This window comes from Streptomyces sp. NPDC033845 (assembly GCF_055576225.1).
The window spans coordinates 488,388-513,901 of record NZ_JBVIRI010000001.1 but is presented as its reverse complement, the minus strand read 5'-3'; the positions used below and the strand labels follow the sequence as shown (position 1 = coordinate 513,901).

The 25,514-nt window shown below is 71.5% G+C and carries 31 protein-coding genes; 5 read left to right on the top strand and 26 right to left on the bottom strand.

Going from position 1 to position 25,514, the window contains the following annotated elements; all coding sequences use genetic code 11:
* Positions 1-57: 57 nt before the first annotated feature.
* From ACZ50K_RS02375 to ACZ50K_RS02365, 3 genes are all read right to left on the bottom strand, one after another.
* Positions 58-1,284: a DUF4190 domain-containing protein gene (locus ACZ50K_RS02375; protein ID WP_468896448.1), complete on the bottom strand. Its 1,227-nt coding sequence runs from the start codon at positions 1,282-1,284 to the stop codon at positions 58-60.
* Between the two features lie 151 nt (positions 1,285-1,435).
* Entirely contained in the window at positions 1,436-3,106 is a 1,671-nt protein-coding gene (locus ACZ50K_RS02370) for a multicopper oxidase family protein (RefSeq protein ID WP_468896446.1), read from the bottom strand.
* Between the two features lie 94 nt (positions 3,107-3,200).
* Positions 3,201-3,473, bottom strand: a complete 273-nt coding sequence (locus ACZ50K_RS02365; protein ID WP_468896444.1) for a hypothetical protein — start codon at positions 3,471-3,473, stop codon at positions 3,201-3,203.
* A 373-nt stretch (positions 3,474-3,846) separates the two neighbouring features.
* Between ACZ50K_RS02365 and ACZ50K_RS02360 the strand changes: the two genes are divergently transcribed.
* Together ACZ50K_RS02360 and ACZ50K_RS02355 are read left to right on the top strand one after the other, a co-directional pair.
* The gene (locus tag ACZ50K_RS02360; RefSeq protein ID WP_468896442.1) at positions 3,847-4,533 is read left to right on the top strand and encodes a DUF998 domain-containing protein; all 687 of its coding nucleotides are present in this window, start codon (positions 3,847-3,849) and stop codon (positions 4,531-4,533) included.
* On the top strand, positions 4,530-5,501 hold the full coding sequence (locus tag ACZ50K_RS02355) for an alpha/beta fold hydrolase (RefSeq protein WP_468896440.1): 972 nt from the start codon (positions 4,530-4,532) through the stop codon (positions 5,499-5,501). Before ACZ50K_RS02360 ends, ACZ50K_RS02355 begins: the two co-directional genes overlap by 4 nt.
* Before the next feature lie 63 nt (positions 5,502-5,564).
* Here the strand turns inward: ACZ50K_RS02355 and ACZ50K_RS02350 are convergent, their stop codons facing one another.
* The 3 genes from ACZ50K_RS02350 to ACZ50K_RS02340 form a co-directional block, all read right to left on the bottom strand.
* Complete coding sequence (locus ACZ50K_RS02350) at positions 5,565-6,263, bottom strand: DUF305 domain-containing protein (protein ID WP_468896437.1); 699 nt, start codon at positions 6,261-6,263, stop codon at positions 5,565-5,567.
* A complete protein-coding gene (locus ACZ50K_RS02345; RefSeq protein WP_468896435.1) occupies positions 6,260-6,934 on the bottom strand; it encodes a DUF3105 domain-containing protein in 675 nt (224 codons plus the stop codon). Before ACZ50K_RS02345 ends, ACZ50K_RS02350 begins: the two co-directional genes overlap by 4 nt.
* A 68-nt stretch (positions 6,935-7,002) precedes the next feature.
* The gene (locus ACZ50K_RS02340) at positions 7,003-7,425 is read right to left on the bottom strand and encodes a hypothetical protein (protein WP_468896432.1); all 423 of its coding nucleotides are present in this window, start codon (positions 7,423-7,425) and stop codon (positions 7,003-7,005) included.
* Positions 7,426-7,585: 160 nt separating this feature from the next.
* Between ACZ50K_RS02340 and ACZ50K_RS02335 the strand changes: the two genes are divergently transcribed.
* On the top strand, positions 7,586-8,947 hold the full coding sequence (locus ACZ50K_RS02335; RefSeq protein WP_468896431.1) for a glutamine synthetase family protein: 1,362 nt from the start codon (positions 7,586-7,588) through the stop codon (positions 8,945-8,947).
* Positions 8,948-9,022: 75 nt separating this feature from the next.
* On the opposite strand, the gene ACZ50K_RS02330 is transcribed toward ACZ50K_RS02335, so the two are convergent.
* From ACZ50K_RS02330 to ACZ50K_RS02300, 7 genes are all read right to left on the bottom strand, one after another.
* A complete protein-coding gene (locus ACZ50K_RS02330) occupies positions 9,023-10,288 on the bottom strand; it encodes a tyrosine-type recombinase/integrase (protein WP_468896428.1) in 1,266 nt (421 codons plus the stop codon).
* Between the two features lie 74 nt (positions 10,289-10,362).
* Positions 10,363-10,599 carry a helix-turn-helix transcriptional regulator gene (locus ACZ50K_RS02325; RefSeq protein WP_468896425.1) on the bottom strand — a complete coding sequence of 79 codons (237 nt, stop codon included), beginning with the start codon at positions 10,597-10,599 and terminating at the stop codon, positions 10,363-10,365.
* Between the two features lie 146 nt (positions 10,600-10,745).
* On the bottom strand, positions 10,746-12,149 hold the full coding sequence (locus ACZ50K_RS02320; RefSeq protein ID WP_468896422.1) for a DNA primase family protein: 1,404 nt from the start codon (positions 12,147-12,149) through the stop codon (positions 10,746-10,748).
* The gene (locus ACZ50K_RS02315; RefSeq protein WP_468896420.1) at positions 12,146-12,502 is read right to left on the bottom strand and encodes a hypothetical protein; all 357 of its coding nucleotides are present in this window, start codon (positions 12,500-12,502) and stop codon (positions 12,146-12,148) included. Before ACZ50K_RS02315 ends, ACZ50K_RS02320 begins: the two co-directional genes overlap by 4 nt.
* On the bottom strand, positions 12,499-13,389 hold the full coding sequence (locus ACZ50K_RS02310; RefSeq protein ID WP_468896418.1) for a bifunctional DNA primase/polymerase: 891 nt from the start codon (positions 13,387-13,389) through the stop codon (positions 12,499-12,501). Before ACZ50K_RS02310 ends, ACZ50K_RS02315 begins: the two co-directional genes overlap by 4 nt.
* Positions 13,386-13,970: a DNA cytosine methyltransferase gene (locus ACZ50K_RS02305; protein WP_468897175.1), complete on the bottom strand. Its 585-nt coding sequence runs from the start codon at positions 13,968-13,970 to the stop codon at positions 13,386-13,388. Before ACZ50K_RS02305 ends, ACZ50K_RS02310 begins: the two co-directional genes overlap by 4 nt.
* 77 nt (positions 13,971-14,047) lie before the next feature.
* Entirely contained in the window at positions 14,048-14,743 is a 696-nt protein-coding gene (locus ACZ50K_RS02300) for a DNA cytosine methyltransferase (RefSeq protein ID WP_468896415.1), read from the bottom strand.
* 104 nt (positions 14,744-14,847) lie between these two features.
* Here ACZ50K_RS02300 and ACZ50K_RS02295 point away from each other — a divergent pair, with 104 nt between their 5' ends.
* Positions 14,848-15,798 carry an HNH endonuclease gene (locus tag ACZ50K_RS02295; protein ID WP_468896412.1) on the top strand — a complete coding sequence of 317 codons (951 nt, stop codon included), beginning with the start codon at positions 14,848-14,850 and terminating at the stop codon, positions 15,796-15,798.
* A 166-nt stretch (positions 15,799-15,964) separates the two neighbouring features.
* Here the strand turns inward: ACZ50K_RS02295 and ACZ50K_RS02290 are convergent, their stop codons facing one another.
* From ACZ50K_RS02290 to ACZ50K_RS02230, 13 genes are all read right to left on the bottom strand, one after another.
* Positions 15,965-16,366 carry a DUF6292 family protein gene (locus ACZ50K_RS02290; RefSeq protein ID WP_468896409.1) on the bottom strand — a complete coding sequence of 134 codons (402 nt, stop codon included), beginning with the start codon at positions 16,364-16,366 and terminating at the stop codon, positions 15,965-15,967.
* A gap of 14 nt (positions 16,367-16,380) precedes the next feature.
* Positions 16,381-16,554: a hypothetical protein gene (locus ACZ50K_RS02285; RefSeq protein ID WP_468896407.1), complete on the bottom strand. Its 174-nt coding sequence runs from the start codon at positions 16,552-16,554 to the stop codon at positions 16,381-16,383.
* Positions 16,555-16,660: 106 nt separating this feature from the next.
* A complete protein-coding gene (locus ACZ50K_RS02280) occupies positions 16,661-16,822 on the bottom strand; it encodes a hypothetical protein (protein ID WP_468896405.1) in 162 nt (53 codons plus the stop codon).
* A gap of 17 nt (positions 16,823-16,839) precedes the next feature.
* Entirely contained in the window at positions 16,840-17,301 is a 462-nt protein-coding gene (locus ACZ50K_RS02275) for a DUF6197 family protein (protein ID WP_468896403.1), read from the bottom strand.
* On the bottom strand, positions 17,298-19,463 hold the full coding sequence (locus ACZ50K_RS02270) for a hypothetical protein (RefSeq protein WP_468896400.1): 2,166 nt from the start codon (positions 19,461-19,463) through the stop codon (positions 17,298-17,300). The genes ACZ50K_RS02275 and ACZ50K_RS02270 overlap by 4 nt, the downstream gene beginning before the upstream one ends.
* Positions 19,464-19,475: 12 nt before the next feature.
* Entirely contained in the window at positions 19,476-19,868 is a 393-nt protein-coding gene (locus tag ACZ50K_RS02265; RefSeq protein ID WP_468896398.1) for a hypothetical protein, read from the bottom strand.
* Between the two features lie 11 nt (positions 19,869-19,879).
* Complete coding sequence (locus ACZ50K_RS02260; RefSeq protein ID WP_468896395.1) at positions 19,880-20,350, bottom strand: hypothetical protein; 471 nt, start codon at positions 20,348-20,350, stop codon at positions 19,880-19,882.
* A gap of 726 nt (positions 20,351-21,076) precedes the next feature.
* Positions 21,077-21,292, bottom strand: a complete 216-nt coding sequence (locus ACZ50K_RS02255) for a hypothetical protein (protein WP_468896393.1) — start codon at positions 21,290-21,292, stop codon at positions 21,077-21,079.
* A 1-nt stretch (position 21,293) separates the two neighbouring features.
* Positions 21,294-21,920 (bottom strand): hypothetical protein, encoded by a 627-nt coding sequence (locus ACZ50K_RS02250; RefSeq protein WP_468896390.1) that lies wholly within the window; start codon positions 21,918-21,920, stop codon positions 21,294-21,296.
* A gap of 49 nt (positions 21,921-21,969) precedes the next feature.
* Entirely contained in the window at positions 21,970-22,293 is a 324-nt protein-coding gene (locus ACZ50K_RS02245) for an RRQRL motif-containing zinc-binding protein (protein WP_468896387.1), read from the bottom strand.
* Complete coding sequence (locus tag ACZ50K_RS02240) at positions 22,290-23,306, bottom strand: hypothetical protein (protein ID WP_468897173.1); 1,017 nt, start codon at positions 23,304-23,306, stop codon at positions 22,290-22,292. The genes ACZ50K_RS02245 and ACZ50K_RS02240 overlap by 4 nt, the downstream gene beginning before the upstream one ends.
* 56 nt (positions 23,307-23,362) lie before the next feature.
* On the bottom strand, positions 23,363-23,635 hold the full coding sequence (locus tag ACZ50K_RS02235; protein ID WP_468896384.1) for a hypothetical protein: 273 nt from the start codon (positions 23,633-23,635) through the stop codon (positions 23,363-23,365).
* Positions 23,632-23,901, bottom strand: coding sequence for a DUF6284 family protein (locus tag ACZ50K_RS02230; RefSeq protein ID WP_468896381.1), 270 nt, complete (start codon positions 23,899-23,901; stop codon positions 23,632-23,634). The genes ACZ50K_RS02235 and ACZ50K_RS02230 overlap by 4 nt, the downstream gene beginning before the upstream one ends.
* Before the next feature lie 735 nt (positions 23,902-24,636).
* Between ACZ50K_RS02230 and ACZ50K_RS02225 the strand changes: the two genes are divergently transcribed.
* Positions 24,637-25,482 carry a sigma-70 family RNA polymerase sigma factor gene (locus tag ACZ50K_RS02225; protein WP_468896378.1) on the top strand — a complete coding sequence of 282 codons (846 nt, stop codon included), beginning with the start codon at positions 24,637-24,639 and terminating at the stop codon, positions 25,480-25,482.
* Positions 25,483-25,514: the final 32 nt, after the last annotated feature.

Genomic DNA, 25,514 nt, shown 5'->3' with positions numbered 1-25,514 from the left:
CCCCCAGTCTAATCGTCTTTCTGACGCGATGTCTTGGGATCGGGGCGCCCGGACGGTTCAGCGCAGGTCGCCGGACCAGATCGCGCCCTCGTAGTCGGTGCCGGGGGCGATCTCGAACCGGAGGCCCTTGTTGCCCTCGGGCAGGCCGTAGCCGAAGACGCCGGTGGCCGACTGGCCGGGCAGCAGCGAACCGTCGAACGGCTTGTGGACCGAGGAGTCGTACACCCGGGCGGCCTCCATGCCCTTGTCGTCGCGGGCGGAGGGCAGGGCCAGCCGGATCTCGATCCGTTCGGCGGAGTCGTTGGTGATGGTGACGGTCACCTTGGCGGCGAACTTCGGCCGGTTGGGCATGTACGTGTCCGGGTCCGGGGTGTACCCCTTCGCCTCCCGCACGGTGACCTTGACCCCGTCCTCGTAGACGAAGGTCTGGCCGAAGGCGAGCGGCCGGGTCAGGCCGGGCACATCGGTCGGGCTGGGCACCGCGGTCGGGGTCGGGGCCGGCACCGGGGTGGCGGTGCCGGTGTCCGGGTCGGAGGTGTCACCGTCCTCGGTCACCTCCACATAGGAGAAGGAGCCGTGGTCCCTCTCCTCCAGGTCGTCCATGATCATCACGGTCAGCGCGATGCCGGCCACCATCGAACCGAAGGAGAGGACGCCGAGGACGGTGCCCGCCACGGCCGCGCCCTTGCGGGGCGCGCCCTCCCGGGCCTTGACGATTCCGGCGATGCCGAGGCCGATGGCGACCGGGGCCATGCTGATGCCGAAGAAGAAGAGGAAGGGGATGAACCCGAGGACGAAGGCGCAGATGCCGAGCGCCAGCGCGCCGACGGCCAGCCCGTTGGTCGGCACGGGCGGCGCGAACGCGCCCCCGGCGTACGGGGCGCCGCCGGGACCGCCGGGGCCGCCGGGGCCCACGGGGTACGGCTGGGTCGGGTGTCCGGCCGGACCCCAGTTCCCGCCGGGGGCACCGGAGGCGCCGGGGCCGCCCTGGGCGCCGGTTCCCGGGTACGGGCCCCCCGGTGCCGCGCCGAGCGGTGCGCCGGGCGGCGCGGTGGCGGAGGGCGCCGCGAAGGGGTTGGCGGCGGGGGCGGGGGCGGCCGGGGTGGCGGCGGCCGGGGCGGTGGTCCCGGGCTTGTCGGTGGTCCCGGGCTTGTCGGGGGAGCCGGACTTGTCCAGGGAGAGCGGCGCCGGTGCCCGGTCCGCGGCCGCCGGGGCGGCTTCGGCCTCCGCCGGCGGGCCGGCGGGCGGGGTGGTGTCGTCGGACGGGTTCGGGGGCGTGCTCATGCCTGGGGAGTCCTCGGGTGGCGGTGCTGCGGTCATATGTTCGCCCAGCCTGTCATGTACCCCTACCGGTCGGAAACCTCTTTCACGACCGGTCCGCAGGTCAGCACGCCCCTCCGGGCCGCACCCGGGGTCCGGGTGCGGCCCGTGGGCCTCAGGCCCGCCGGTAGCCGAGGACCGTCATCATCCCGGCCTCCGCGTGGTACACGTTGTGGCAGTGCACCATCCACAGCCCGGGGTTGTCCGCGTCGAAGTCCGCGGTCAGCGTCCCGTTCGGCAGGATCACCGCGGTGTCCTTGCGGGCCCCGCCCGGCCGCCCGCCGAGGGCGAAGGTGTGCCCGTGCAGGTGCAGCGGGTGCCACATGGTGGTCGAGTTGGAGAACACCAGCCGCACCCGTTCACCCGCCCGCACCTCGTACCGGGGCTCCGGCGCGTACGCCTTCCCGTCGAAGGCCCAGTCGTACCGGGCCATCCCCCCGGTCAGCCGGATCCGTACGGTCCGGTCCGGGGCGCGCGGGGCCAGCGCCGCCCCGGGCGCCGCCGCCAGCCGGTCCGCGGTCAGCGGCGGACCCGCGAGTTCGGCGGGCCGGGTGGCGGCCGTGGGCGCGGCGCCCGGGCCGGTCCGCAGCAGGGCCAGCGCCGAGGCCCCCTTCCCCTCGGCCAGCGCGGTCAGCGGGAACACCCCGTCCCCGGCCGTCACCAGCACGTCGTACCGCTCGCCCATCCCCAGCAGCAGCGAGCCGGTCTCCTGGTGCTCCACCGGATAGCCGTCGGTGTGGGTCACCGTCATCCGGTGGCCGCCGAGGGCGATCCGGAAGGCGGTGTCACCGCCCGCGTTGACGATCCGCAGGCGGATCCGGTCGCCCGGCCGGGCCCGGAACTCGGAAGGGTCCGCCGCGGTCCGCCCGTTGACCAGGTAGTGCGGGTACGCGACATCGCCCGCGTCGGGGCCGAGCACATCGCTGTCGAAGCCCATGGCCACCCGGGAGGGCCCGGTGCGGGCGGTGGGGGAGGCGCCTGGCGCCGGGACGGTCCCGGTCCCGCCGCCCGAACCGTGGCCCCCGTGGCCGGAGCCGTGGCCGCCGGAGCCCGGGCCCATGCCCTTCCGGAGTTCGGCCAGGACCCCGTCCGGGGTGGAACCGTCCACCCCGTCGACCCAGTCGTCGAGGACGACCACCCACTCCCTGTCGTAGGACAGCGGCTCCCGCGGGTCCTCGACGATCAGCGGGGCGTAGAGGCCGCGGTCCTGCTGCACCCCCGAGTGCGGGTGGAACCAGTACGTGCCGGGGTGCGGGACGGCGAACCGGTAGGTGAACTCCGCGCCCGGCCCGATGTCCCGCTGGGTGAGCCCGGGGACCCCGTCCATGTCGTTGCGGAGGGCGAGCCCGTGCCAGTGCAGGGAGGTGGCCTGCGGCAGGTGGTTGGCCAGGGTGACGGCCAGGGTCCCGCCCGCGGTGACCCGGATCTCGCGGCCGGGCAGCCGGTCCCCGTAGGCCCAGCTGCGGACGGTAAGGCCGGCCCCCAGGTCCAGCGGGACGGCGGCGGCGGTGAGGGAGACCTCGTGGACCGGCCCGCGGGCCGCTCGGGCGGCCTCGGCGGCCCGCACCTCGGGCCCGGCGGGATCGACGAAACCGGCGGCGGCCGGACCTCCGGCGGTCGCACCGCCGTGGCCCGCGTGGCCGGACCCGGCGGCGGACCCGGATCCGCCGGAACACCCGGCGAGCAGGCCGGAGCCGGCGAGGGCCAGACCCGCGCCGAGCAGGGTCCGGCGCGGAACGGAGGGGGTCGAGGGGGAGGGGACGGCGGATGAGCGCGTGCTGCGCATACGGCACCTCGTGAAGGGTGGCGAACGGGTGGGCGCGTCCGCTGCCGGTACGCCCCCGGCCGGAACCGGGGCACGACGGCAGCCGGGCCCGCGCCTATACCCGCAGGACCGCCAGCCGGGCGAGGAGTTCACGGCCGGCCGGCGGGTCCGGCCCGCCTCCGGTCCGTACGGCCGTACCGCCGGGGCCGTGCCCGGCGGCCCCGCCCGGTACGGCGGCGCCCCGGACGGTGAGCAGCAGGCCGAGGCCGGCCAGCAGCACGGCCAGGCACACCGCCATCGGGTCCATGCCGGTCCCGCCGCCGTCCCGCTCCCCGGTGGCGGCCGGGTCCGCGTCGGCCGCGTCGGCCGCGTCGGCCGCGTGGTCCAAGGGATGCGCGTGAGTCGCGTGAGTCGCGTGAGTCGCGTGAGTCGCGGGAGGCGCGTGATGGACGGGAGCCGCGGGAGCCGCGGGAGCCGCGGGCGCCGCGTGGTGTGCGGCGGGCCCGGGCGCGCTCCGGGCAACGGAATGGCCCCCGGAGGCGTCTACCGGGGCAGTGGACGCGTGCGCGTCGGCCGGATGGCCCAGCGTGTGCATGGTCACGATCCCCAGCAGCAGCACCGCGAGCAGCAGCGGCCGGTACCACCGGGCGGCTCTCGGGGCGGGGTGCCGGACCGTGCGCGTCATAGCCCGAACCCTACCCCGGGTGGGTATCCGGCCGCCGTGCCGGGCCCGGCCGGCCCCGCTTAGGATCACTCACACCATGTCCCTGCACGGCACGCGGCCGATCGCCGCACTCCTCGGCCTGAGCGCCGCCGCCTACACCGCCTGGGTGCTCGAAGTCGTCCTCTCGACCGGGCTGAACCCCATCGAGACGTACGTCAGCGAACTCGCCGCCCAGGACCAGCCGCTCGGCGGCCTCTTCCGGGCCACCGACTTCACGGCCGGGCTGCTGGCCTTCGCCGGCGGACTGCTCGCCCTGCTGCGGCTGGCCCGGATCCCGGAGGCGCGCCGCCTCTGGTCGGTGATCGGCTGGCACGGGGTGGCCCTCTTCGGTGCCGCCACCGCCGCCGATGCCTGGCTGCCGCTCAGCTGCAAGCCCACCGTGGACCCCGTATGCGCCTCCCGGGAGACCGCCGGCCTGGTCCCGGCCACCCACCAGGCACACGCCATCAGCAGCAGCCTGGCCATGTGCGGGGCGCTCGTCGCCCTGGTCTCCCTCACCCTCGCCGCCCGCCGCTACGGCTGGTTCGCCCCGCTGGCCCGCTACGGGCCGGCCCTGGTCGGGCTGGCGCTCGCCGCCACCGCCTGGACCCTGGTGGCCATCGCCCTGTTCACCGCCGGGCACGGCACCTGGGCGCTGGGCGCCGGCCAGCGCCTCCAGGTGCTGCTGGTGGCCGTCTGGCTGGGCGTGCTCGGGTACTCGGTGCACCGCGAACGCCGGACATGAGCCCCGGGCGGTCGCAGCGGTCCGAGCCGTTCGAGGAGTTCCAGCGGTTCGAGGATGTCCCGCGGTTCGAGGGTTTCGTGCGGGCGGCTCCGGACGGAGTGCCGCTGCACGTACGGGTCGAGGGGCGCGGCCCGGTCTGCGTCCTCTCCGCGGGCCTGGCGCTCGGCTGGTTCGACTGGGACCCGGTGGTGGAACTGCTGGCCGGGCGGCGGACCGTGGTCCGCTTCGACCGGCCCGGCCACGGGCTCAGCGCTCCCGCCGCCGCACCGCCCACCGTCGCCGGGGAGGCGGCCCGGATCGCGGGCCTGCTGGACGCGCTCGGCCTGGCCGGCCCGGTGACCGTGGCCGGCCACTCGCTGGCCGGCTTCCACGCGGAGGCCTTCGCCCGGCTCCACCCGGCCCGTACCGCCGCCCTCGTCCTGCTGGACTCCAGCACCGAGCCGGGGGACGGCCGCCCGGGCACGGAAGCGGGGCCGGGGGCGGGGTCGGGCGGGCCGGGGTTCTCGAAAGCCGCCACTGCCCTGCGCACCGCCGCCGCGCGGGCGGTGGGACGGGGCGCCGCCGCGGCCGGGCTGCCGGCCGCGCTCGGGCCGCTGCTGAGGCGTGCCGCCGTACGGGCGTCGCGGACCGGCGGCCCGGACACCGCGCCGCCCGATCTCGTACGCCGCTGCTACCGGACCGGCCGGGTCTGGCGGGGAGCCCTGCTGGAGAACGCCCGCTACGGGGCGATGGCCGCCGAACTCCGGGCCCTGCGGGCCGCCCGGCCGCTGACCGCCCCGGTCACCGTGCTGGCCGCGCACGACGGCTCCGCCGGCCGGTCCGGGTACCGCTGGCTGGACCGGCAGGCGGCACTGGCCGAACTGCTGGGGGCCCGCTTCGAGGTGGCCGCGCCGGCGGGCCACCTGCTGATGGCGGACCGCCCGCAGGACGTGGCCCGGGCGGTCCTGCGGGCACCCGAGGGCGGCTGACCCGCCGGGGCGGCCGTACGGGAGTCCCGGTACGACCCGCCCCGCGCCCGACCGACGGCCTGGTCAGGCGGCCGGGGCGGCTCCGCGCCGCTTCAGCAGGTCGGCCATCAGCAGCATCTCCGACTGCTGGGCGTCCACCATCCCCTGCGCGAGCTTGCGCTCCACCGGGTTCTCGCACAGCCGGGCACAGCCCTCGGCCATCGCGACCCCGCCCTTGTGGTGCTCGGTCATCAGCTGGAGGTAGAACACCTCCGCGGCCTTGCCGTCGAGGGTGCCCAGCCGGGTCAGGTCGGCCTTGGTGGCCATGCCCGGCATCAGCGCGCCGGGCTTGGTCGGCACCCCGCCCATGTCGTGCCCGCCCTGCTCGCCGTGGCCGTCCTGCCCGCCGTGCCCGTTGCCCCCGGCCATCCAGGCCATCGGCTCCTCCGCGGGCGCCACCTTCGGCAGCCCCCACAGGTCCAGCCAGCCGAGCATCATCCCCCGCTGGTTGGCCTGGGTGTTGGCGATGTCGTAGGCGAGGCTGCGGACGGCCGGGTCCTCGGTGCGGTCCCGCACGATGAAGGACATCTCCACCGCCTGCTGGTGGTGGACCGACATGTCACGGGCGAAACCCGCGTCCGCCGCCGACACCGGCCCCCGCCCCTCGCCGGAGCCGGAGCCCCCGGAACCGGATGATCCGTTCGCCGCGGCCATGGTCGCGACGGCGGCCAGCAGCAGCGCGACGAAGACGCCGCCGAGCGCCGCCCAGTACGTGCGGGTCACTGTGCGGCCAGCCCCTGCGTGCAGGCCGCACCCGGCTCGGGGGTCTGCGGGCCCTGGACGTACTTGGCGAAGAACTGGTTCACCCGCGCGTCCGAGGCGCTGTCCACCGTCACCTGCTTGCCCCAGGCGCTCAGCATGATGGCCCCGCTCTGCCCCTTCACCGGGCTCATCAGCGTGTAGGGGGTCTTGGAGACCTTGTCGGCGAGCTTGTCGACCTCGGCCTTGGGCGCCTTGTCGCTGTACGTCACCCAGACCGCGCCGTGCTCCAGCGAGTGCACCGCGTTCACCTCGGGCACCGGGGTGGTGTAGACGTCGCCGTCGCAGTTCATCCAGCGCGGGTTGTGGTCACCGCCCACCGGCGGGGTCATCTCGTACTTGACCTGGGTCTCGACGTGGTTGCGGCCGAGCTTCTTCGCGTCCCAGGTCTTCTCGCCGGTCACCGGGGCCTTGACGGCCTCCTCCTGACGGCGGTCCTTCTCGTTCTGGTCGTTGATCACATACGCGCCGAAGCCGGCCAGCGCCACGATCACCGTCACCGAGGCGGTGATCGCGAGGATCTTGTTGCGCCGGTCGCGGGCCTGCTCCGCCCGGCGCATCTCTGCTATGCGGGCCTGCCGGGAGTTGTCGGATCCGCCCTGGTTCTTGCCGTTGCGGCCGGTCTTGGTAGCCATCTCGGATTGCCTGTCCTTCTGCTGAATAAGCACGGGGGGTGGGGGTGGTGCGCACTGCTCCGGACCGGTCAGGTCCGGAGCACCTGAAGGACGTGCAGGTCAGGGGCCCGGGCCAGGGGCTCGGGCGGTCGCGGCCGGGCCGCCGACGCGGCGGCCCGGACCTCGGGCGGGACGGTCCCGGGCGCGGCCACCGCGGGCGGCGGCACCGGCAGCACGCCGGGGGCCACGTGCGGGAACGGCGAGCAGTCCGGGAGGTCGTACGGGCAGACGTACGAGGCGTGCGCCGGGCCCCCTGCCGCACCATGGCCCCGTACGGCCGGGCCCGCTGCCGGGCCCGCGGCCGCGGCCGCCGCCGGATGGCCGAGCGGCGCGGCCTCGCCCGTACCCGTCCGGGCGCAGAGGAACAGCGAGGCCACCAGCGTGCCCAGGGCGCACAGCAGAGCCGCTCGGCGCAGTTCGCGCCCGCGCTGCGTGTGCTGCCGGCCCCCCATGGCCGCAGATGGTAGTGCTCATGACGACCAACAGGTCAGTGCGGGGTGCCCACCGGCTCGGGGGGTGCGTAATCTGGCGGAAACCACGGCCCGTGATACTGGGTCCGCCAGGCCCCGGCGCAATTGGTGCACAGGTTGTCTGAACTGCGAGGATGAAGGCATGGACAAGCAGCAGGAATTCGTCCTCCGGACGCTTGAGGAGCGCGACATCCGCTTCGTGCGCCTGTGGTTCACCGACGTGCTCGGCTTCCTGAAGTCGGTCGCGGTCGCCCCCGCCGAGCTCGAACAGGCCTTTGACGAGGGCATCGGCTTCGACGGCTCGGCCATCGAGGGCTTCGCCCGCGTGTACGAGTCCGACATGATCGCCAAGCCGGACCCGGGCACCTTCCAGATACTGCCGTGGCGCGCCGAGGCCCCCGGGACCGCCCGGATGTTCTGCGACATCCTGATGCCGGACGGCTCGCCGTCCTTCGCCGACCCCCGCTTCGTCCTCAAGCGGATCCTGGCCAAGACCTCCGACCTGGGCTTCACCTTCTACACCCACCCGGAGATCGAGTTCTTCCTGCTGAAGGACAAGCCGCTGGACGGCACCCGCCCGGTGCCCGCGGACAACTCCGGCTATTTCGACCACACCCCGCAGAATGTGGGCATGGACTTCCGCCGGCAGGCGATCACCATGCTCGAATCGATGGGCATCTCGGTCGAGTTCAGCCACCACGAGGGCGCCCCCGGCCAGCAGGAGATCGACCTCCGCTACGCCGACGCGCTCTCCACCGCCGACAACATCATGACCTTCCGGCTGGTCATGAAGCAGGTCGCCCTGGAACAGGGCGTCCAGGCCACCTTCATGCCCAAGCCGTTCTCCGAGTACCCCGGCTCCGGCATGCACACCCACCTCTCCCTCTTCGAGGGCGACCGCAACGCCTTCTACGAGTCGGGTGCCGAGTACCAGCTCTCCAAGGTCGGCCGCTCCTTCATCGCCGGCCTCCTCCGGCACGCCGCGGAGACGGCGGCGGTCACCAACCAGTGGGTCAACTCCTACAAGCGCATCTGGGGCGGCTCCTCCCGCAGCGCCGGCGCCGGCGGCGAGGCCCCCTCGTACATCTGCTGGGGCCACAACAACCGCTCCGCCCTGATCCGCGTCCCGATGTACAAGCCCGGCAAGACGGGCTCGGCCCGCGTGGAGGTCCGCTCGATCGACTCGGGCGCCAACCCCTACCTCACCTACGCGGTCCTCCTCGCGGCCGGCCTCAAGGGCATCGAGGAGGGCTACGAACTCCCGGCCGGCGCCGACGACGACGTCTGGGCCCTCTCCGACGCCGAACGCCGCGCCATGGGCATCGAACCCCTCCCGCAGAACCTGGGCGAGGCCATCGCCCTGATGGAACGCAGCGAACTGGTCGCCGAAACCCTCGGCGAACACGTCTTCGACTTCTTCCTCCGCAACAAGAAGCAGGAGTGGGAGGAATACCGCAGCGAGGTCACGGCTTTCGAACTCCGCAAGAACCTCCCGGTCCTGTAGCCGCAGGTCAGCGGCACTTTGGGGCAAGCACGGCACTCCGGGCCGGTGGTCACCGACCACCGGCCCGGACCCGTCTCACCCCTCCTGGGCCGTCTGTGGGCCGTCTGCCGCCGGATCAGCGGCCCCGTAGACATCGTCCACGGCCTTCAGCGTCCGCTCGTGGCTGCTCGGCATCAGGTGGGTGTAGACCCGGAGCGTGAAGCCGGGGTCGCCGTGCCCGAGGTAGGTGCTCAGCGCCTTGATGTTCTCCCCGGAGTCCAGCAGGACGGACGCGTAGAAGTGCCGAAGCGCGTGCATCCCATGCTCCCGCGCGGCCTGGTGACGCTCGCCCGGCCGCGGCTCCGGAATGACGCCGGCCTGTACGAGGGCGAACTTCCACACCCGCGTGTTGAAGTCGGTCCGCCGCACCGCACCACCGCCCGGGAGGGAGAACAGCAGCCGCTTGGTGACGAGAGGCCCGCCCGGCTTCAACCAGGGAAGCGTCACGTCGACCGGAGGAAACTCCTCGCGGTGCTCCCGCAGCACTTGAGCGATGCGGCGGGGGAGCGGCACGTCCCGTTCCTTCTCCCGCTTGGGCGGCCCGAAGACGAGGTGGCCGTTCGCCACCTTCACTTGATTGGCTACCCGGAGCCAATCACCACGGAAGTCCTCGGGGTCGTCCGGCAGACCGAAGATCTCGCCCTGACGAAGCCCCAGTCCTCCGCCGGCATCCGCCATCGCCCTGTACCGCTTTGGCAGGGCCGCCCGTACCGCGAAGAGCCGCTTGGACGTCCACGGCCGGACCCGCGGAGCGGCTGGAGCGGGCGCCCGGACTGTACGGGCCTTGCACGGATTCTTGGCCAGCAGCTCGTCATCTACGGCGGCGGCGAGCACGGCGGACACGCTCGCGAAGATGACGCGCCGGTACGACGAGACCGGCAGGGTCCGCTCCAACTCGCTGAGCCAATCGCGGATGTGCTCCGGGCGGAACGAGTCGAGCGGCCGCGTTCCGAGATGCGGGAATGCGTGCTTGCGGATCTGCACCTCCACAGACGACCGCGTGGTGACGTCCGTGGTCAGAGACGAGAGCCATTTCTCTCCGTACTCCCGGAACGTGATGCGGCCGGCGGCGGGGTCGATGTACTGCCCGCGGGACATATCCGCCTCGATATGTGCGAGCCACTTCTCAGCCAGCCGCTTCTGCTTGTCGAGGAAGCTCTTCGACTTCTCCGTGCCGTCCGGCCCGATGAACCGGGCGCGATAGCGCATCCCGGTTCCGTACCGGTCGCTCTTCACCCGGCGGGACTTGCCGTCCGGACCCTTCTCGGTCTTGTACCAGCGGTCTTGGATGTGGCCTGCCACGTGATGGCCCTTCTTGGGAAAGTGGAGAGGGCGGGCCCGGGTGGTGGGCCCGCCCTCGGCGGTGGTGTGGTGGTTCAGGCGGCTTGGCTGATGTCGCTGCGTTTCTGCTCGGCGATCCATTCGTAGACGTCGGCGGGGTCGTAGCGGGTGTGTTTGCCCACGCGGAATCCGGGCGGTCCGATCCGCTTCTTGCGCCACTGATACAGGGTCTCCACTGGCACGCCGAGGAGTTCGGAGATGTCCTCGGGGGTGAGGTAGCGGTCGGGGAGTCCGCCGCGCAGGATGGCGCGGGGGTCACTGTGGGCAGGCACGTGCTCCTCCAGCGGATCGTCAGGGAGTGAAGGACCCCCGCTTACTCGCTGGGGGCATAGTGCGTTGAGAGCACATTGCGTTGAGTCGCTACTCAGCGCCTCTCAGAGTCGGTCTGAGTGCCTTGAGACGCGCTGAGTCGCGACTTTCACAGATGTGGGCCGGACTGGTTGAGCGTGATGCCGTTGTAGGTGAGGACCTGTCGGCCGATGTGGTCGCGGGGGCGGGTGCGGTTGAGTTGGGGGATGACGGAGAGGAGGTTGCGGCCGAAGACCTGCTTGGTCCCGGCGCGTACGCCGTTGTCTTCGGCCCACTCCTTCCAGATGGCCCAGAGGTCGTCCACGGGGACGCTGCATGTGGGTCCGGTGAAGCAGCGTTCGCGGACGAAGGCGCTGGTGGGGGAGGCGGTGTCGCGCATGGTGGTGACCGCGTCGCGGCTGGAGGCGGGTTCGGTGATCCGGTTGGTGCGCTGGAGCCGGGCAAGCCCGTCCAGGGCCCAGTTGAGGATGCCGGGCATCTCGGCGGTGAGCCGGTCGGTGAGGGTGGGGTCCTCTTTGCCGAGCCAGGACACTCGCATGCTGAGCAGGATGAACCGGTTGGCGATGACGCCGGAGGAGTCCCCGAAGTGCGGGAGCTCGTTGGAGAGGATCACCAGGCGGGAGGGCAGGCGGCCGGTCCACTGCTGCCGGTACTTCCGGTCCACGTCGATGGTGTCGTCGCCGGAGATGGTCAGCAGCCGTTCCACTACCTGGCTGTTGTCGTTCCCGGACAGGCGGGCGTCGGAGATGATCGCCAGTGACTTGCCCACGAGGGGGGCGAGCCCGAAGTTCGTGCCGAGTCCGGCCAGGGTCGGCCCGGCCATGTTGTCCTTGCCGACCAGCGCTTTCAGGACCCGGGCGATGGTGCCTTTCCCGGAGCGGGAGGGCCCCACCATCAGGAGGATCTTCTGGAGGTCGGTCCGGCCGGAGAGGACGTAGCCGAACCATTCCTGGAGTGCGGCGACGGCTGCGGGGTCGTCGGGCCAGATCTGGGCGAGGAAGTTCTCCCAGGTGGGTGCGCTGGCGGTGGGGTCGTAGGCGAAGGGGACGGACACGAGGTTGAAGAACCGCGGGGTGTGGGGCAGCAGGGCCCGGTCCCGGATCCGCAGGAGTCCGTTCTCGCACGCCACGATCGGGTCGTCGGCCGGCTCGCTGGAGTCGGTGTCGGTGTCGTGAAGCCAGGCGGGGGCGTCGGCGTCGGTGGGCAGCAGGGTGATCGAACCGAGTGCGTCGAGGAGGTTGCCGATCTTCTGCTTGGTGGGTGCCCAGTCGCGTTCCTCGCTCTCTCCTTCCTTGGTCGGCGCCCGGTAGATGGCGTGCTCCAGCCGCTCGTACATGGCCTTGCGGATCTGGGCTTCGTCCAGCTCCCGCCAGCACGTGCCGGTCCAGCGCATCCACGATGCCCGCCAGCGCCGGTAGAGCAGCTGCCCGGCGTCGTTCTGCCAGTCGGGCAGGACTCGGCGGGCGACTGCCATGGGGTGGGTCGGGGCCGGCAGTTCCTCGGGGGTGGTCATGCGACGGCCCTCCCTTCCCGGTCGGGGTTCACTGCGGGGCAGGCGGCACGGTGCCGGTCGTGGTCGGCGATCAGGGCGAGGGCGCGGTGCTGGCCGGCGGCGAAGAGGTCGCGTCCGCAGGCGCACCAGGACCGGGCGGAGGGGGTGGCTCCCCGGCCGGGGGCGCTGATGTTGAGCAGGGCGAGAAACCGCGGTCCGTCGGCGTGCGGGTCAGGGAGAACCGATGAAGGGACGCCTTCGGCGCCGACCCTCAGCGCGCTACTGCCGTCCCGGGCCGAGGTCGGTTCGGCGGGGCCGGTCCCGGAAGGAGCGGGGGTGGGGCCTTCCAAGGGGGGATGGGGTCGGGTGCTCATGCCGCATCCCGGGTGCGGATCGTGCGGGCGGAGCTGTTCAGGGCGCTGCGGATGGTGGAGCGGCACTCGGCAGCGGTGAGTCCGCGCTCCTCCCCTGCCGCTTGGAAGGCCTCCTCCACTTCCTCGCGGGTCAGGTCGCCCCAGACCACGAAGCGCCCCACCTTGAACGCGGATCGGTTGAGGGTGTTGTTCGCCTGCTGGGCCGGGGCCTGGCGCACCGTGTCGCACTCGGCGGCCAGCGCCGCGCGGGCCGCACGGCTGCCGCTGACCGCCGGGGCCGCCAGCGGGCCGGTCCGGACCGGGGCGGGCGGCTGGAGCAGGGCGAGCAGCCACACGGGCAGGGCCAGGACCGGGGCCGGGTCGGTGACTTCGTAGCGGCCCGCCGGGGTGGTGCTGCCGGGGGCGACGATGTACCCGCCGCCCGCCCGGGTGTCGATCCGGGGCCCCAGCTTGCCTGCCGTGTTCCCCAGCCGGATCCCGGGCGGGGCGGTGAAGTACAGGTGGGCCCCGCCGGAGGGGGTCCGGGTGCGGTAGGTGGCCGGGACGGGCTGCCCGGCGCGCTCGCAGAGCGCCGCAAAGGTCTCCGCGCCGCCAGGCGCGTCCCCATCGTCCGTGTCCTTGGGCACGTCCAGGTCGACCACGACCAGACCGGCGGGGCCGGTGGCCAACCCGATGTTGTACGGCTTGTGGCTCCAGCAGCGCGCGATCACGGCCGGGTCGGTGGTGGCCCGCTGCTCCCACTTCAGGTGCCCGTCGGTGCAGGGGGCCGTGCCGGAGCACCGGTCCTGGCGGTGGAGGGCGGGCTTCTTGGTGTTGGGGTGGAGGGGGAAGACGGGCCAGCCGCGGACGGCGGCGGCCAGTGCTGCGGTCAGCAGGGTGGGGTTCACGCGGCGGCCTCCGTCTGGTGGGTGAGGAACTGGGTGGCGATCCACTGGCTGTACGCGGGGGGTACGGCTTGGCGGGCTTCGGTCTTGCTCATCCAGGTGCAGCCCATGGCGTCGGCGTAGGCGCGCTCGCCCTTGTGCTGGAAGGGCAGCAGCCCCTTGTGGTGCCAGCAGGGCGGGAGGAGGTCCCCGCCGCCGTGCCAGGAGGTCTCGAAGACCCGGTGCCGGCGGATGTTGAGGCCGAACTGCGTCCCGCACAGCAGGTAGTCGGCGCGCAGGGTGCCATCCCAGGCGGCCTCGGGGACGTTCTCGATGACCCACGGCCGACCGGAAGCCTGCATCAGCTCCTTGCCGGGGGTGATCAGGTCGGGATGCTCCTCGCGGCTGCCGCGCCAGGCGGTGACCCGGGCCTTGTTCTGGCACGGCCAGGAGGCGTGGATGAGGTCGTACTCGCCGACCTCGCCGGAGTCGATGATCCGCCCCAGGTAGGCCAGGGCGTCGGCCTGGTGGAAGGCGAAGGGGTAGTTCGGCATCGGGTGGAGGTCGACGCCCGTGACCTGGAACCCGGCCTGGTGGTAGCCCATCGCGAGGCCGCCGGCACCACAGCACAGGTCCAAGACCCGCAGCCCGTTCCACCGACGCAAAGGCACTGCCGCGGCCCTCACGCGGCCACCCCCGCAACGACGCCACGCACGTGGGCGAGCGACTGCGCCCCGATCCACTGGGTGTAGGCCGGGGGGATGCACTCACGGATCCCGTCCCGGTTCATCCACGGCACGCCCATCACGGTGCGGGCGAGGCCGACGCCGGAGAAGTTCCCGACGAACTGCCCGTAGTGGTCGGGCGGGACGGGGCGGCCCATCTTGGCCTGCGGGACCGTGTGGGGCGGGTGCGGGGGCTGGGGGAGGGTGAAGCCGCCGCCGGTCTCGAAGTACCGGTGCCGGTAGGTCCGGAGCCCGAACATCGCCCCGCACAGCACCACCGGCTGGTGCATCTTGTGGGCGGCTCCTCGGACGTTCTCCATGATCCAGGGGCGGCCGGTGGCGTTGAGGGCGTCACGGGTGGGGGCGATGAGGTCGGGGTGGGTGTTCCCCTGGAGGCGCTGGCAGACCGAGTCGTGCTGGCAGGGCGGGGAGGCGTGGACGAAGTCGAAGCCGCCACCGAAGGCGAGGAGGAAGGTGACGGCCTCGGCCTGGTGGAAGCCGAGGGGATAGCGGGGCTGGGCGTCCTTGTCGACGCCGGTGACATCGAATCCCGCGCGGTGGTAGCCCATGCCGGCGCCACCCTGGCAGCAGAACGCGTCCAGTAAGCGCGGCCTGCGGCCGGGGCCTCGCGTGTTGTCGGTGGGGTAGGTCATGCTGGATTCCTCCAGTTCGATGGGATTGGGCTGGGCGGGGGTGGCCGCGGTCTTTGCGAGAGAGGCGGCTGCCCCCGCGTTCGTGCGGGCGTGAGGGGGGCGTTGTGACGACGGCGTGGCTGGTGCTGGCGGTAGGCGAGGAGCGGCAGCACGGGGGGAACGACGGGTACGACGACGACCCCTCGCAGCACTACAGCTGGGACGACACCGTCCCCAACCACGCAAACCTGAAGGTGGGCGACGTGATCGCCCTGTGGGACAAGAAGCAGCTGCTGGGCCTCGGCGTGATCTCGGCGATCGAGACCGGGACCGCGGTGAAGACCCTCTACTTCTGCCCTGTCTGCAAGAAGGCCGACTTCAAGCGCCGCAAGCGGCTGAATCCCACCTGCCTGTGCAACAAGTGCGGCGCTCAGTTCGAGGAGCCGGGCAGCAAGACCAGGGAAGTCACCACGTACCGGTCACGGCACGGCGAAGAGTGGATGGACGGCCGCGGCCTGCTCAGCGGTGCCGAGCTGCGGGCCATGTGCGATTCACCGCGCTCCCAGCTGAGCATGCGCCCGGCCAGGTGGGAGAAGCTGCGGGATGCACTCCTGGCCATCGAGGGAGTCGCATTCGAAGACCTCGAATTGGGTGGGGAGCCCGGCGGAGAGGGCGTGCGCAGGCCTATTGCCGGCGGGCACAGGATGGCGAGCGTCCGGACCCGGCAGGGGCAGCCCGCGTTCCGCAAGCAGCTGCTGAAGGACCACGGCCAGGTGTGTGCGTTCACCGGCCCGGCCCCCGCAGCAGCCCTCCAAGCCGCCCACCTCTACAGCTACGCCGAGGAGAGCGAGCACCACGACTGGGGCGGCCTGCTGCTGCGCAACGACATCCACAGCCTGTTCGACCGCGGTCAGATCGCCGTCGACCCGGCCACCGGCAGCATCGACGTCGACGAGGAGCTTCTGAGCTACCCCGCCTACGCGGAACTCCACGGCAGGATCCCGGCAGCACGACTGCGGCCAGAGCATGAGGTGTGGCTCGCCGCCCACTGGCGGACCCACCGCAAGGGCCGGTAGCCGGCACCGGTCCGCGCTGTCGCACAAGCGGGGTGGGTTGGGTCATGCTGGTGACCTCTTCTGGCGCTCTGCGGAGTCGTATTCGGGAGGGATAGAGGGCGGCCCCGGATCATTGGCGTGAGAGCGGGGCCGCCCTCATTTCGTGCTTGGTGTGCTGGAGCGGTAGCTAGCGTGCGTAGGCGCGCAGGAGCGCTTCGAAGCCGTCGTCCAGGTCTTCGAAGGTCCGGTAGTAGCCAGCCGACGCGGTAGTCGGCCAGTGGTCGGCGGCCTCGGCTGCTTCGGCGGCGAGGTCTGCGGGGGTGGGCAGGACCGTGGTGCCGAGGGCGGCGGAGTAGCGGTAGCCGTCGTCGGCGCCGGAGGGGCCCCAGACGAGGTGCCAACCCTGCTGCTCGTTCCAGATCAGGGCCGTGCCGTGTCCGAGGTATGGGGAGGTTTGGAAGGCGATGGTGAGAATTCCGGTACGCGGGTCGTCAGGTTCGGCGGACCACTCGGGGACCGCGATCCCGGCGTCGATGAGGGCGTCGGCGACGGCGGACAGGTAGGGGGTGTGGGCGTCGTGGAAGTCCACGGTTCTCCTTCAGTTCAGTGGCGGGTGTGGTCGGTGGCGAGGCTGATCAGGCGTGCGGCTTCGGCGGGGGTGACGTCGCGGTAGCGGATGCTGACGCCGCACCCCGAGTAGAGGCAGCGGATCGTGCGCTTGCCGGCAATGAGGGCTGCGGCGTCGGAGAGGCGCTCAGACCAGAAGTGGCGGTACACGGGCGGGCCTTTCAGGAGTTGGTTAGTAGTCCCGGGGGCCTTGCGGCGAGGGCGACTCCGACTCAGCCGAGCCGGGGCCGCCTTCGTGCGCGTGTGGGCTGGTTGGTCAGCTGCTGATCTGTCGGCGAACCTCGGCGACAAGGCGGAGGATTTCCTGCGCCATCTCGGTGATCGCTTGCAGCTGCTCTTCGACGTCGGCCGGGTCCGGGCCAGTGAAGGAGAACGAGCGGTCGTTGTCCCGTCTCGGGTCGGTGAAGTGGAACGACACAGGCGCCTCCAGGCGGGTCAGACGTTCATGTGGTGTGCGCGGTGGATAGCGGCTTCCCACACGGCGCGGACCTGCGCTCCGGTGTGGGAGTCGTTCCATGCGGGGATGGACTCCCACTGCTTGCCGTGCTGGCGGCGGGCTTCGTCCAGGAGAAGGTTCCCGGCGTCGCGGTAGGCGGCGTCGCGGCCACCGGATACGCCCCTGAGGGCGCCGATCGAGCAGCGGGCGCCTTCGGGGTGGATGAGGCGGTGTTTGGCCCATCCGTGGGTGTCGAGGAAGGCGAGGGCGTCGGTGAGGGTCTTCTCGACCGGCCCGGCCCGGTGCCCGGCCGGGGCCACAGCGGCAGAGGTGGGGACCGCCACCCCAACCTTGGGAGCCTTGGAGGTGGACGGTTCCGGGGCGGGGTCGAGGAGGCGGAATGCCTTGGCGTAGAGGGCGGAGTCGATGGGCGTGAAGTGGGTCTGGGTGGGCGTGTTCATGCGGCCTGCCACAGTCCGTTCTCGTTGGTGATCTCGTCCCGCCGCTTCAGCTCGGACAGCCGCGGCTTGATGTGCTTCGCGGTCGTGCCGAGCTTTCGGGCGATGGTCTCGGCGGTCATGGGGAGGGACTCCTCCCGCAGAAGTGCGAGGATTCGAGGCTTGATCTGCTCCTGTTCGTCGGAGGGCCCCGCCCCGGCGGGGCCGGCCTGCGCCCGCGGCTGAGCCGGTGCGGACGGTTGCTGCTGGGCCTTGGTGAGGAGGTCGGTGAGGCTGCCGATCAGGTTCTTGCCGCGCTGGTCGACCACCGGTGTCTGTGCGATCAGCTCCCGGTGCTGCCAGGCCTGGCAGTCCTCCACCGCGACCACAGGCGTGCCGGCGGCGAGGGAGGTGGGCGGGACGTCCAGGTAGAGAGAGCGGAACTGGACGGCTTGCGAGCCGGGGGTGAGGAGGTAGCCGAGGCCGAAGGTGCCGTCCTCGGGGCTGGCGACGGCTTCGGTGTCCAGGCCGCTCATGTCCCGGTCGGCGACCTTGGCGTACTGGCCGGGCCACTGCGGGGGGATCATCGACAGGTCGATGCCCTCCGCCCCTTCCACCGCGTTCGCGCCGACCAGCGAGCCCTGACCGCGAGCACAGCGCAGGAAGACCGCGCCGCCGCCGATGAGGAGCTGGGAGCGGATGATGGTGGAGTTGCCGAGGTCTTCGGCCAGCGGTGTCTGGGTGGCCAGGACCACGCCGATGCCCCGCTTGAGGGACCGGCGGGTCATCTGCTCCACGATCGCTTTGGCCTCCGCGTGATACGGGGAGGACACCGCGAGCAGCATGTGGGCTTCGTCGATGACGGTCAGGATCAGCGGGTCGGTGAACGGGAAGGCCGGGGAGCGGTAGCGGGCTTCCCGGTCGAGCATCAGCGCGTAGGCCAGCCGGAGCGCGCCCATTGCTTCGTCCAGGCCGTCCCCGCAGTAGGCGGCCAGGCTGGCCCCGGCGATCGTGCCGGCCTGCGGAGAGGCCAGGACCACCGCGATCCGGGACTTGTGTGCGGACAGCAGCAGCTGTTCCAGCACTCCGGACTTGCCCGAGCGGGAGCCTCCCACCAGGTAGAGGTGGCGGGCTCCGGAACCCGGTTGGGCGAGGGGGACCAGCGCGGCGCACGCGTCGATGTAGGTGCCGAGACGGACGTAGCCGCGGGAGTCCATGGCCAGCTCGTCCACCACGGTGGAGAGCATGGTGCCGTGCATCAGCGCGTGCTCCTTCATCACGCGCACCCCCATCTGTGAGGGCTTGTCACCGGGGGCCAGGGCGATCTGGATGGTCTCCAGGTCCAGGTTCCCGGCGAGGTCTTGGAGGTTGACGGTGCCGATGGCCTTCCGGTCCCGGGTGGCGATGCCTTCCCAGTCCAGGGGCCCGTTGTAGCGGGTCAGGGACAGGGTGGTGCCGGGCATCGCCCCGTCCGGGACGGCGACGTGGGCGGCCCACAGCTCTTCCGGTGTCGTGGGCGCCCCGCCGACCTGGATCTGCGGGGCTGCGGCCGGTTTGGCGAGGTGCACGGTGATGGGCAGGGCGTTCGGCGCGTAGTGCTTGGGATCGCCCATCTCCACGTGGGAGACCGGGATCTGGTAGACGGAGGCGATGTCCGCGGCCTTGACCCGGACCTGCTGGCCTTGGGGCAGGGTGATGATCCCGGTAAACGACAGGTGATGGTCGCCGATGTCCAGGGCGAGCTGGGCGAGCTGGGCGCCGGCCTGGATGAGCTTGCGGCCCTCGGTGTGGGTGGGGCCGGAGATGAACTCCTGCCACCACGCGGTGATCACCTGTGCCTGCGAACTGGGCGCCACCGGACCCGGCGCAGTGAGCTCCGCCGCCGGGAGGTGGCCGGAGGTGTTGCGCTGGTGGGCCAGTGCTGCCGCACCGGCCGGGACGGCGAGTCCGAGGGCGAACAGCGGGTCCATGCCGGAGGCGAGGAGCTGGTGGGCGGTGATGCCGCATCCGGTGGCGGTGATCCCGCAGGCGATCAGGGACCGCAGGACGGGGGTGGTGGTGTGGATGGCCCAGGCGCCCGCCCCGGCCGCCGCGGCGGCCAGGGCGGACCAGGGGCCGACGATGAACGCTCCCACGGTGAGGGCGGCGGGGGCATACTGGATGAAGTTGGCGCGGGTCGGCCCCATGGCCCGGCTCCCTTACCGCTGGATGTAGAAGTCGGCTTCGGCCATCTCCACCGGGGAGGTACCCACCGCATCGGCGATGCCCCCGTGATCGCTCTGGACGGTGGCCAGGGCGTCGTCGGCGGCCGCGGCAGCGCTGTCGGCGGCGGAGCTGTACTCGCCGGCCGCGTCCTTGGCACCGGACATGACCTGGGCGGCTTCGGCGAACTCGGCGGTGGTGGCGGAGTCGACGGCCAGGGCCTTCATCGTCTCGGAGGCATCCAGCATCTGCTCCGCGGTCTCGTCCACGTTGGCGGCCAGCTCGGTGACGGTCTCGGCGTGTACGCGGACCTGGTGGGTGAGGTGGGCGAGCTTGGCGCACAGGGCGGCGTAGGTGACGGCGTCCTTGATGGACTCGGTGACAGACATCAGGAACTCTCCTATCGGGCGTTGTAGAAGTCGCGTTCGGCCGGCCGGGTCAGGGGGGAGTCGGCGACGGCCCGGAAGATCTGGCCGTGCCGGACTTCGGCGTTCGCGGACGCGGTCCGGCACGCCTCCTCGCCGCCCTGGATCTGGTCGTGGAGCTTCTTCGCGGCGAAGAATTGCAGGCCGACCTGTTCCTTGAGGGCCTCGCACTTGCCGATCAGGCCCGCCCCGACAGCCTTCGCGGTGATCTCGGCGATCAGCTCGTCCAGGTCCGAGCCGAGCTGGGTGGACTCGTCGATGAGTTCCTGGCACTTCTCGGTGCTGGACTGGCACAGGGTGGCGGCGCCTTCGGCGAGGTCGATGACCTGGGTCAATGTCATGACCTCGCCGCCGCTGTAGGTGCGGGACTTCCCCGTAGCGGTGGTGACGTGGACGCCGTTGGCGTCGACCGTCGCGGCGTGCGGGGTGGGCGGGTTGGGCTGCATCGCGGGGTCCTTCCTGATCTGCTCGGGAAGCTTGACGACCGGGGGCGGCGGAACCGTCCCGGCCGGCGGGATGGTCGTCCCCGGACCGGGTGCCGGTGCGGGGAATTCGGGGTCGGCCGGCGGCGGGGCGCCCGGCCGGGGCGGAGGCGGGAACGGGCCCGCGGCCGGGGTCGGCGGCGGAGTCGGCGGAGCGAAGACCGGCTCCGGCTGAGGAGCGGACGGCGGAGAGGTGGGCTTGGGCGGTGCCGTGGGCTTCGGCGGCACCGTGGCCCCCGCCGCAGGCCCGGCAGGAGGTGTTGCGGAAGCCGGGCCGGAAGGCTTGGCGCCCGGCTTCTTCAGGTAGGCGGAGCGCCATCCGTCACGCAGACCGCCCGCCCAATGAGCGCCCGCGAGGAGCCCGTAATGGGCTTTCGCCGCCGCATTGTAGGAGCCGTTCCTGAAGGCGTCCGGAGCCTTTTTCGGCTCCCAAGTGGATTTCGTTTTCGGCGGGGGTTTCTTGATTCCCGCCTGCTCGTACTTGCCGTGGGTGTTGTCGACACCGAAGAGATAGGTGATGGCGAGGAGCAGGAGGAGTTCCACGAACCTCCGTTCGTGACACTGTGTAGTCGTGGGTGGTTACCGGTTACCGGTTACAGCCCCTGTGAGTGCCGGTTCGGAGGCCCTGGGGGCTGTAACCGGGGTTCTGGAGCCTGTAACCGGTAACCTGTAACCGACGCGGACGGTCGCTCAGCGTGATGTGCCGATGTCGTTGACGGTGTCGTTCGCGGTGTTGAAGACCGTTTCGAGCGTGCCCCGGATCTCCTCGCTGAACGGCGTGTAGGGGAGGAAGATCCCGGCGACGATCAGCATGATGCAGATCGCCTGCTGCTTTCCCTTGGTCTTCTTGAACGTGAAGAACAGGGCCCAGCAGAACAGGGCTAGGGCGAAGAATTGCAGAGTCATTTCATGCACCCTTCTCGAAGGCGAATCCCTTGTTGTTCGCGGGCGTGACCGCAGCAGAGGTAGAGCCGGAACCGGAAGGCGCGGACAGCTTCTTGTAGGCGATCAGGCCGCCGCCGCCGACCAGCGCCACCCACAGCCACGGGCTGGACGTCAGAGCACCAGCCGCCCCCGTGGACGCCTCCGGCACCCGGCCGGCCGCCGGATTGCCGAGCGTGGGGGCCGCGCATGCGGGGATCCGGGAGACCTCGTACGAGGACGCCTTCGCCACGGCGGCCGCGCGGCCCTTCATGCACTCCAGGTAGACGGCCATCTCCCGCTCGTACAGGGTCTTCGCCGCGGCTTCCGCGGTCTGGGCCCGCTGCTTGTCGGCTTCTACCTGGACCAGGGTGTTCGCGGCCTGCTGCTCGGCCCGGGCGCGGTCCTGGGCGGCCTGCTCGTTCTGCATGCTGGTGACGGCCACGACCGTGCCGCACACCGCGAGGACGGCGACGGTCCCGCCCGCGGCGAGGATGGCGGTGTTGTGGCGGATCCCGCCGAGCTTGGTCGAGAACTTCGACGACGTGCTGGGCTTGGCCGGGTCCGGGGAGTTCATGCGGCTGAACTCCTCGTCCCAGTCGATTCCGGACATGGCGGTCCCCTCCTTCCGGGGATCAGGGGCGGGATCAAGCGGCGAGCTGTTAGGGGACGTCGTGGCAGGCGTTGCACATGCCGCGCGAGGTCGGGATCACGTACGGGAGGTGCTGCTGGCAGACCGGGCAGCGGCGCCGGGCGGCATCGGCCAGGGCCAGGGCCGCCCACCGGCCGGCGGTCATCGGCCGCACGGGCTTCGCCAGGTCGACCCGGTAGAGGTAGGCAACCAGCGGACCCCGCCGCCGGCGGGGACGCTCCACCTGGGCGACGACGTCCTGACCGCCGGGGCGCAGGCCGGCGGTGCGGAGCTGGCGGCGGGTGGCCAGCCCGTCCGGGGCGAGGCGCCAGCGGTAGACGGGCAGGGTGCTCATCGGGGGCTCTCTTCCTGAGCCATGAGGACGGCCCAGGCACCCCGGACGCGGCCTTCACCTCCAGTGAATCCGGCCTCCCGGAAGCCGGTGGCGGTCTGTCGGTAGGACAGCGGCGGATCGGTGGAGTAGCGCAGGAACCGCAGGACGACCACGATCTGTTCGTCCGTGAGCGGCTCGCCGACGAGCGGCGTGGGCACTCCGGCGATAGCCGCGATCTGGTCGAGCGTCACGGGCGTCACGGCAGGTGTGACGGGGGGCGTGACGCCCTCCCCGCCGGGCCCTGTAGGCAGGCCGTTGACCTGCGTGTCTTCCCCGTCACACCCACCCGTGACGGCCCCCTCCCCGGCACCCGGTTCCGGCGCCGGAGGGAGGGCGGGAGTCACGGGGGCCGTGACGGCGTCACGCCCTGCCGTGACGGGCACGGTGGGGGGTGTGACGGTGATCGCGAACATGTCGCCCAGGGCGACGTCCGCACCGGTGGTGATCCGCTCCCGCTGGACGTCCAGGAGGCGGGCCCCGAGGGTGACGTCCGCGGTGCCGACCTTGCGGGCCAGCCGCCACGACTTCCGGTCCGAACGCTTGCGGACCGCCTTGTCCGGGTGGTTGGCGGCCCGGGCACGGTGGTAGGCCAGGGCCTGGACTACCGCCGCTGCCCGCGCTTCGGCCTCGGCGTCCCGTCCGTCGACGTGGACGACGATCCGGCGGGCCAGGAAGGCCATGCCCTCGGCGGCGACCGACATGCCCAGCGGGGTGATCGCGTAGATGACCGTGCGGGGCCCGTCCGGCGCGGCGACGGCGGACATGACCGACGCGGTGGCAGGCAGGGCCCACAAGCCGGCACGGACCACGGCCGGGGAGGACTGGCCCAGCATGGTCAGCCCCAGCAGGACCAGGGCCAGGACCGCTGTTGCGCCTTCGCCCGCGGCGACCGCGCCGAGCGCGGTCCCGGAGTTGTAGGCGCCCTTGATGTTGGAGTAGGTGCCATACCCTCCGGCCACGCCGGTGGCGAGCATCGGGACGAAGGCGAGGCCGAGGACGACCCTCTGGGCACCGGTCAGCGGGCGGCCGTTCACCGCTCACCCCCGTCCTTCGCAGACTTGAACGGGGTGTAGGTGACGGGTTCCTCGGCGGTCCGGATCCGGATCGCGTCCGCCGCCCAGCGGGGGTTCCGGCTGACGGCGCGGTTCGATTCGAGGACGATCCGCACGCTGACCGTACGGCGTTCCAGCAGCTTGAAGTAGAGCTGCTCGTCGGTGTCGGCGATCGAGGGCAGCGGCAGGTTCAGGGCTTCCACGATCGCGTTCAGCAGATCGACGTGGTCCGCTTCGAGACGGGCGTTCATGCCGCATCCCCCGACAGCATGCTGCCGGCCGCTCGGTTGGCGAGGTCCCGACGGGCCGCCAGGACCCGGCGGCGGGCCCGGCGGATCCGCTGGACGTCCAGGTCTGACGGCGCCCGGTCCAGAACGGCGATCCGGGCGTCGAGGAGGTCGACGTCCGCCAGGATCAGCGGCAGCTCGATCTCGATCGCGTCCAGCTCCGCAGCCGACGGCGCCAAGCCATCAGACCACGGGGTAACAACGTCGTGAAGTGCAGCGATGGACTTCATGGGTCTTGCTCCTTCTAGGGGAGGAACGGGACCGAACAGCAGCCCCCGGCGTTGGCGCGTCGGGGGCTGCGCTTCGTTGAGGTGGAGCACACGTGCTCGGCTCCCCGCGACCCCGCCCGTACGACGCCATAGAGCGCCAGACGGACGGAGGAGGCAGCCGGCCGCCCTCCGAGAGGGCGGCGGCTCGATGACGCTGTACGCACGCGGCGACCCCTGACACGTGCGCCGCCTACTTGGCCGGGGAGAGGCGGCGTAATCCCCATCACGCAGCTGGTGCCTAGGGTCGTCGCGCCCGTCTGCCCTTGCGGGTACGGAATGGTCTCGCTCGCCCGGCCGGTGTAACCACCTCAGCTGCGTGTTCGGAGGGTTCCGGCCCCTCCATGCCGTTCTGACCTGCCCTGCTCGCCCTGAGCCCGTCCTAGCGGGCCCACCGACTCAATCGCTGTCACCTCCCGAATCACCTCCGGGGTCGTCACCAGCGAGACGTGGCAGATCTTCAGTTCTCAAACAACAACTCGCTGTGCCCGACGGAGCGCGGTAGGTCAGAGGCCTCCCGAGAACACGGGACCCACGTCGGAGCGAATAGATGCAGCTCAGAGTAGTGCTAGCCTCCCACGCAAACAATCGCCTAGGGGGGCTATCCCTCGCTCTGTGGAACAAGTTAGGGACTCTCGCCGTGGCCGTCAAGCCCCCCTCGCGCTATGGTTGCTAGACCCCCTAAGCGTGGAGGCTGGAGTGCACGAGGAGATGCGGCAAGTTGCGCAGGTGAAGGAGCCTGTGGAGCGAGCCAAGGCAGCGAGCGATCTGATCGGCGATTACCAAGGACGCCTGGTCGAGCTCTCGCGTGTCCGACGCGAGGCGATCGAAGAAGCGGCCGCATCCGGCATGACTCAGTCGGAGATTGCTACGCGACTGGGCGTCAGCCGCGGCCGGATCGGGCAGCTGGCCGCGCAGGGCCCGCCTCCAGAAAGGGCGTTCTTCGGGACCGATCTCATGACCATTTCACTCGGCGGCAAGTACGAGGCTGGAAAGTCCGAGGATGAGAACCGGAGTGAGGTTGTTGTCCGGGAAGATCTTCAGAACTTCGACCGGCTGCGGAAGCTGCTGTCGACGCTCAAGCTCGACGCGAACTACGAGGTGATTCCGCCGAGCGGCATGGTCAATCTGAACCGTGACAACCACGTGGTGGTGTGTGGTCCTCGCCTCTCCCCGATCATCGCCCAGGTGCTGGAAGGGGATGACTACCTGCGCTTCGAGAAGGACCGGGCTTGGCACCTCGTGGACCTGAAGACCGAAGAACGGTTCAGGTCACCGCTGGACGAGGAAGGCAGCGCTGGCGACTTCGGCTACCTGGCGCGCCTTCCCCGACTCGATGGCCGAGGCACCTTCCTCTATGCCGCTGGCATCCACGCGATTGGTGCCAACGGGGTCGTCCACTTCTTGGAGAACAACCTCCCTGAGCTTTACAAGGAGGTCCGAACCCGGCGCTTCTCGACCCTGATCTCCTGCCGATACGACCCCAAGACCCTTGAGGTCCTGGATAGTAAGAGGGTCACCCCGCTCTACCGACACGAGGGATGACATGCACGTCAGCGTTGCGACACAGCCCGGGG

Coding starts and splice junctions, on each gene's coding strand:
- ACZ50K_RS02340 (WP_468896432.1), bottom strand. CDS start 7,425: ATGGGGGGCCGGCAGCACACGCAGCGCGGGCGCGAACTGCGCCGAGCG.
- ACZ50K_RS02360 (WP_468896442.1), top strand. CDS start 3,847: ATGTCCCTGCACGGCACGCGGCCGATCGCCGCACTCCTCGGCCTGAGC.
- ACZ50K_RS02335 (WP_468896431.1), top strand. CDS start 7,586: ATGGACAAGCAGCAGGAATTCGTCCTCCGGACGCTTGAGGAGCGCGAC.
- ACZ50K_RS02315 (WP_468896420.1), bottom strand. CDS start 12,502: ATGAGCACCCGACCCCATCCCCCCTTGGAAGGCCCCACCCCCGCTCCT.
- ACZ50K_RS02245 (WP_468896387.1), bottom strand. CDS start 22,293: ATGAGCACCCTGCCCGTCTACCGCTGGCGCCTCGCCCCGGACGGGCTG.
- ACZ50K_RS02270 (WP_468896400.1), bottom strand. CDS start 19,463: ATGGGGCCGACCCGCGCCAACTTCATCCAGTATGCCCCCGCCGCCCTC.
- ACZ50K_RS02265 (WP_468896398.1), bottom strand. CDS start 19,868: ATGTCTGTCACCGAGTCCATCAAGGACGCCGTCACCTACGCCGCCCTG.
- ACZ50K_RS02260 (WP_468896395.1), bottom strand. CDS start 20,350: ATGCAGCCCAACCCGCCCACCCCGCACGCCGCGACGGTCGACGCCAAC.
- ACZ50K_RS02375 (WP_468896448.1), bottom strand. CDS start 1,284: ATGAGCACGCCCCCGAACCCGTCCGACGACACCACCCCGCCCGCCGGC.
- ACZ50K_RS02370 (WP_468896446.1), bottom strand. CDS start 3,106: ATGCGCAGCACGCGCTCATCCGCCGTCCCCTCCCCCTCGACCCCCTCC.
- ACZ50K_RS02250 (WP_468896390.1), bottom strand. CDS start 21,920: ATGTCCGGAATCGACTGGGACGAGGAGTTCAGCCGCATGAACTCCCCG.
- ACZ50K_RS02235 (WP_468896384.1), bottom strand. CDS start 23,635: ATGAACGCCCGTCTCGAAGCGGACCACGTCGATCTGCTGAACGCGATC.
- ACZ50K_RS02305 (WP_468897175.1), bottom strand. CDS start 13,970: ATGGGCTACCACCAGGCCGGGTTCCAGGTCACGGGCGTCGACCTCCAC.
- ACZ50K_RS02300 (WP_468896415.1), bottom strand. CDS start 14,743: ATGACCTACCCCACCGACAACACGCGAGGCCCCGGCCGCAGGCCGCGC.
- ACZ50K_RS02275 (WP_468896403.1), bottom strand. CDS start 17,301: ATGAACACGCCCACCCAGACCCACTTCACGCCCATCGACTCCGCCCTC.
- ACZ50K_RS02240 (WP_468897173.1), bottom strand. CDS start 23,306: ATGCTCGCCACCGGCGTGGCCGGAGGGTATGGCACCTACTCCAACATC.
- ACZ50K_RS02230 (WP_468896381.1), bottom strand. CDS start 23,901: ATGAAGTCCATCGCTGCACTTCACGACGTTGTTACCCCGTGGTCTGAT.
- ACZ50K_RS02345 (WP_468896435.1), bottom strand. CDS start 6,934: ATGGCTACCAAGACCGGCCGCAACGGCAAGAACCAGGGCGGATCCGAC.
- ACZ50K_RS02255 (WP_468896393.1), bottom strand. CDS start 21,292: ATGACTCTGCAATTCTTCGCCCTAGCCCTGTTCTGCTGGGCCCTGTTC.
- ACZ50K_RS02320 (WP_468896422.1), bottom strand. CDS start 12,149: ATGACCACCCCCGAGGAACTGCCGGCCCCGACCCACCCCATGGCAGTC.
- ACZ50K_RS02355 (WP_468896440.1), top strand. CDS start 4,530: ATGAGCCCCGGGCGGTCGCAGCGGTCCGAGCCGTTCGAGGAGTTCCAG.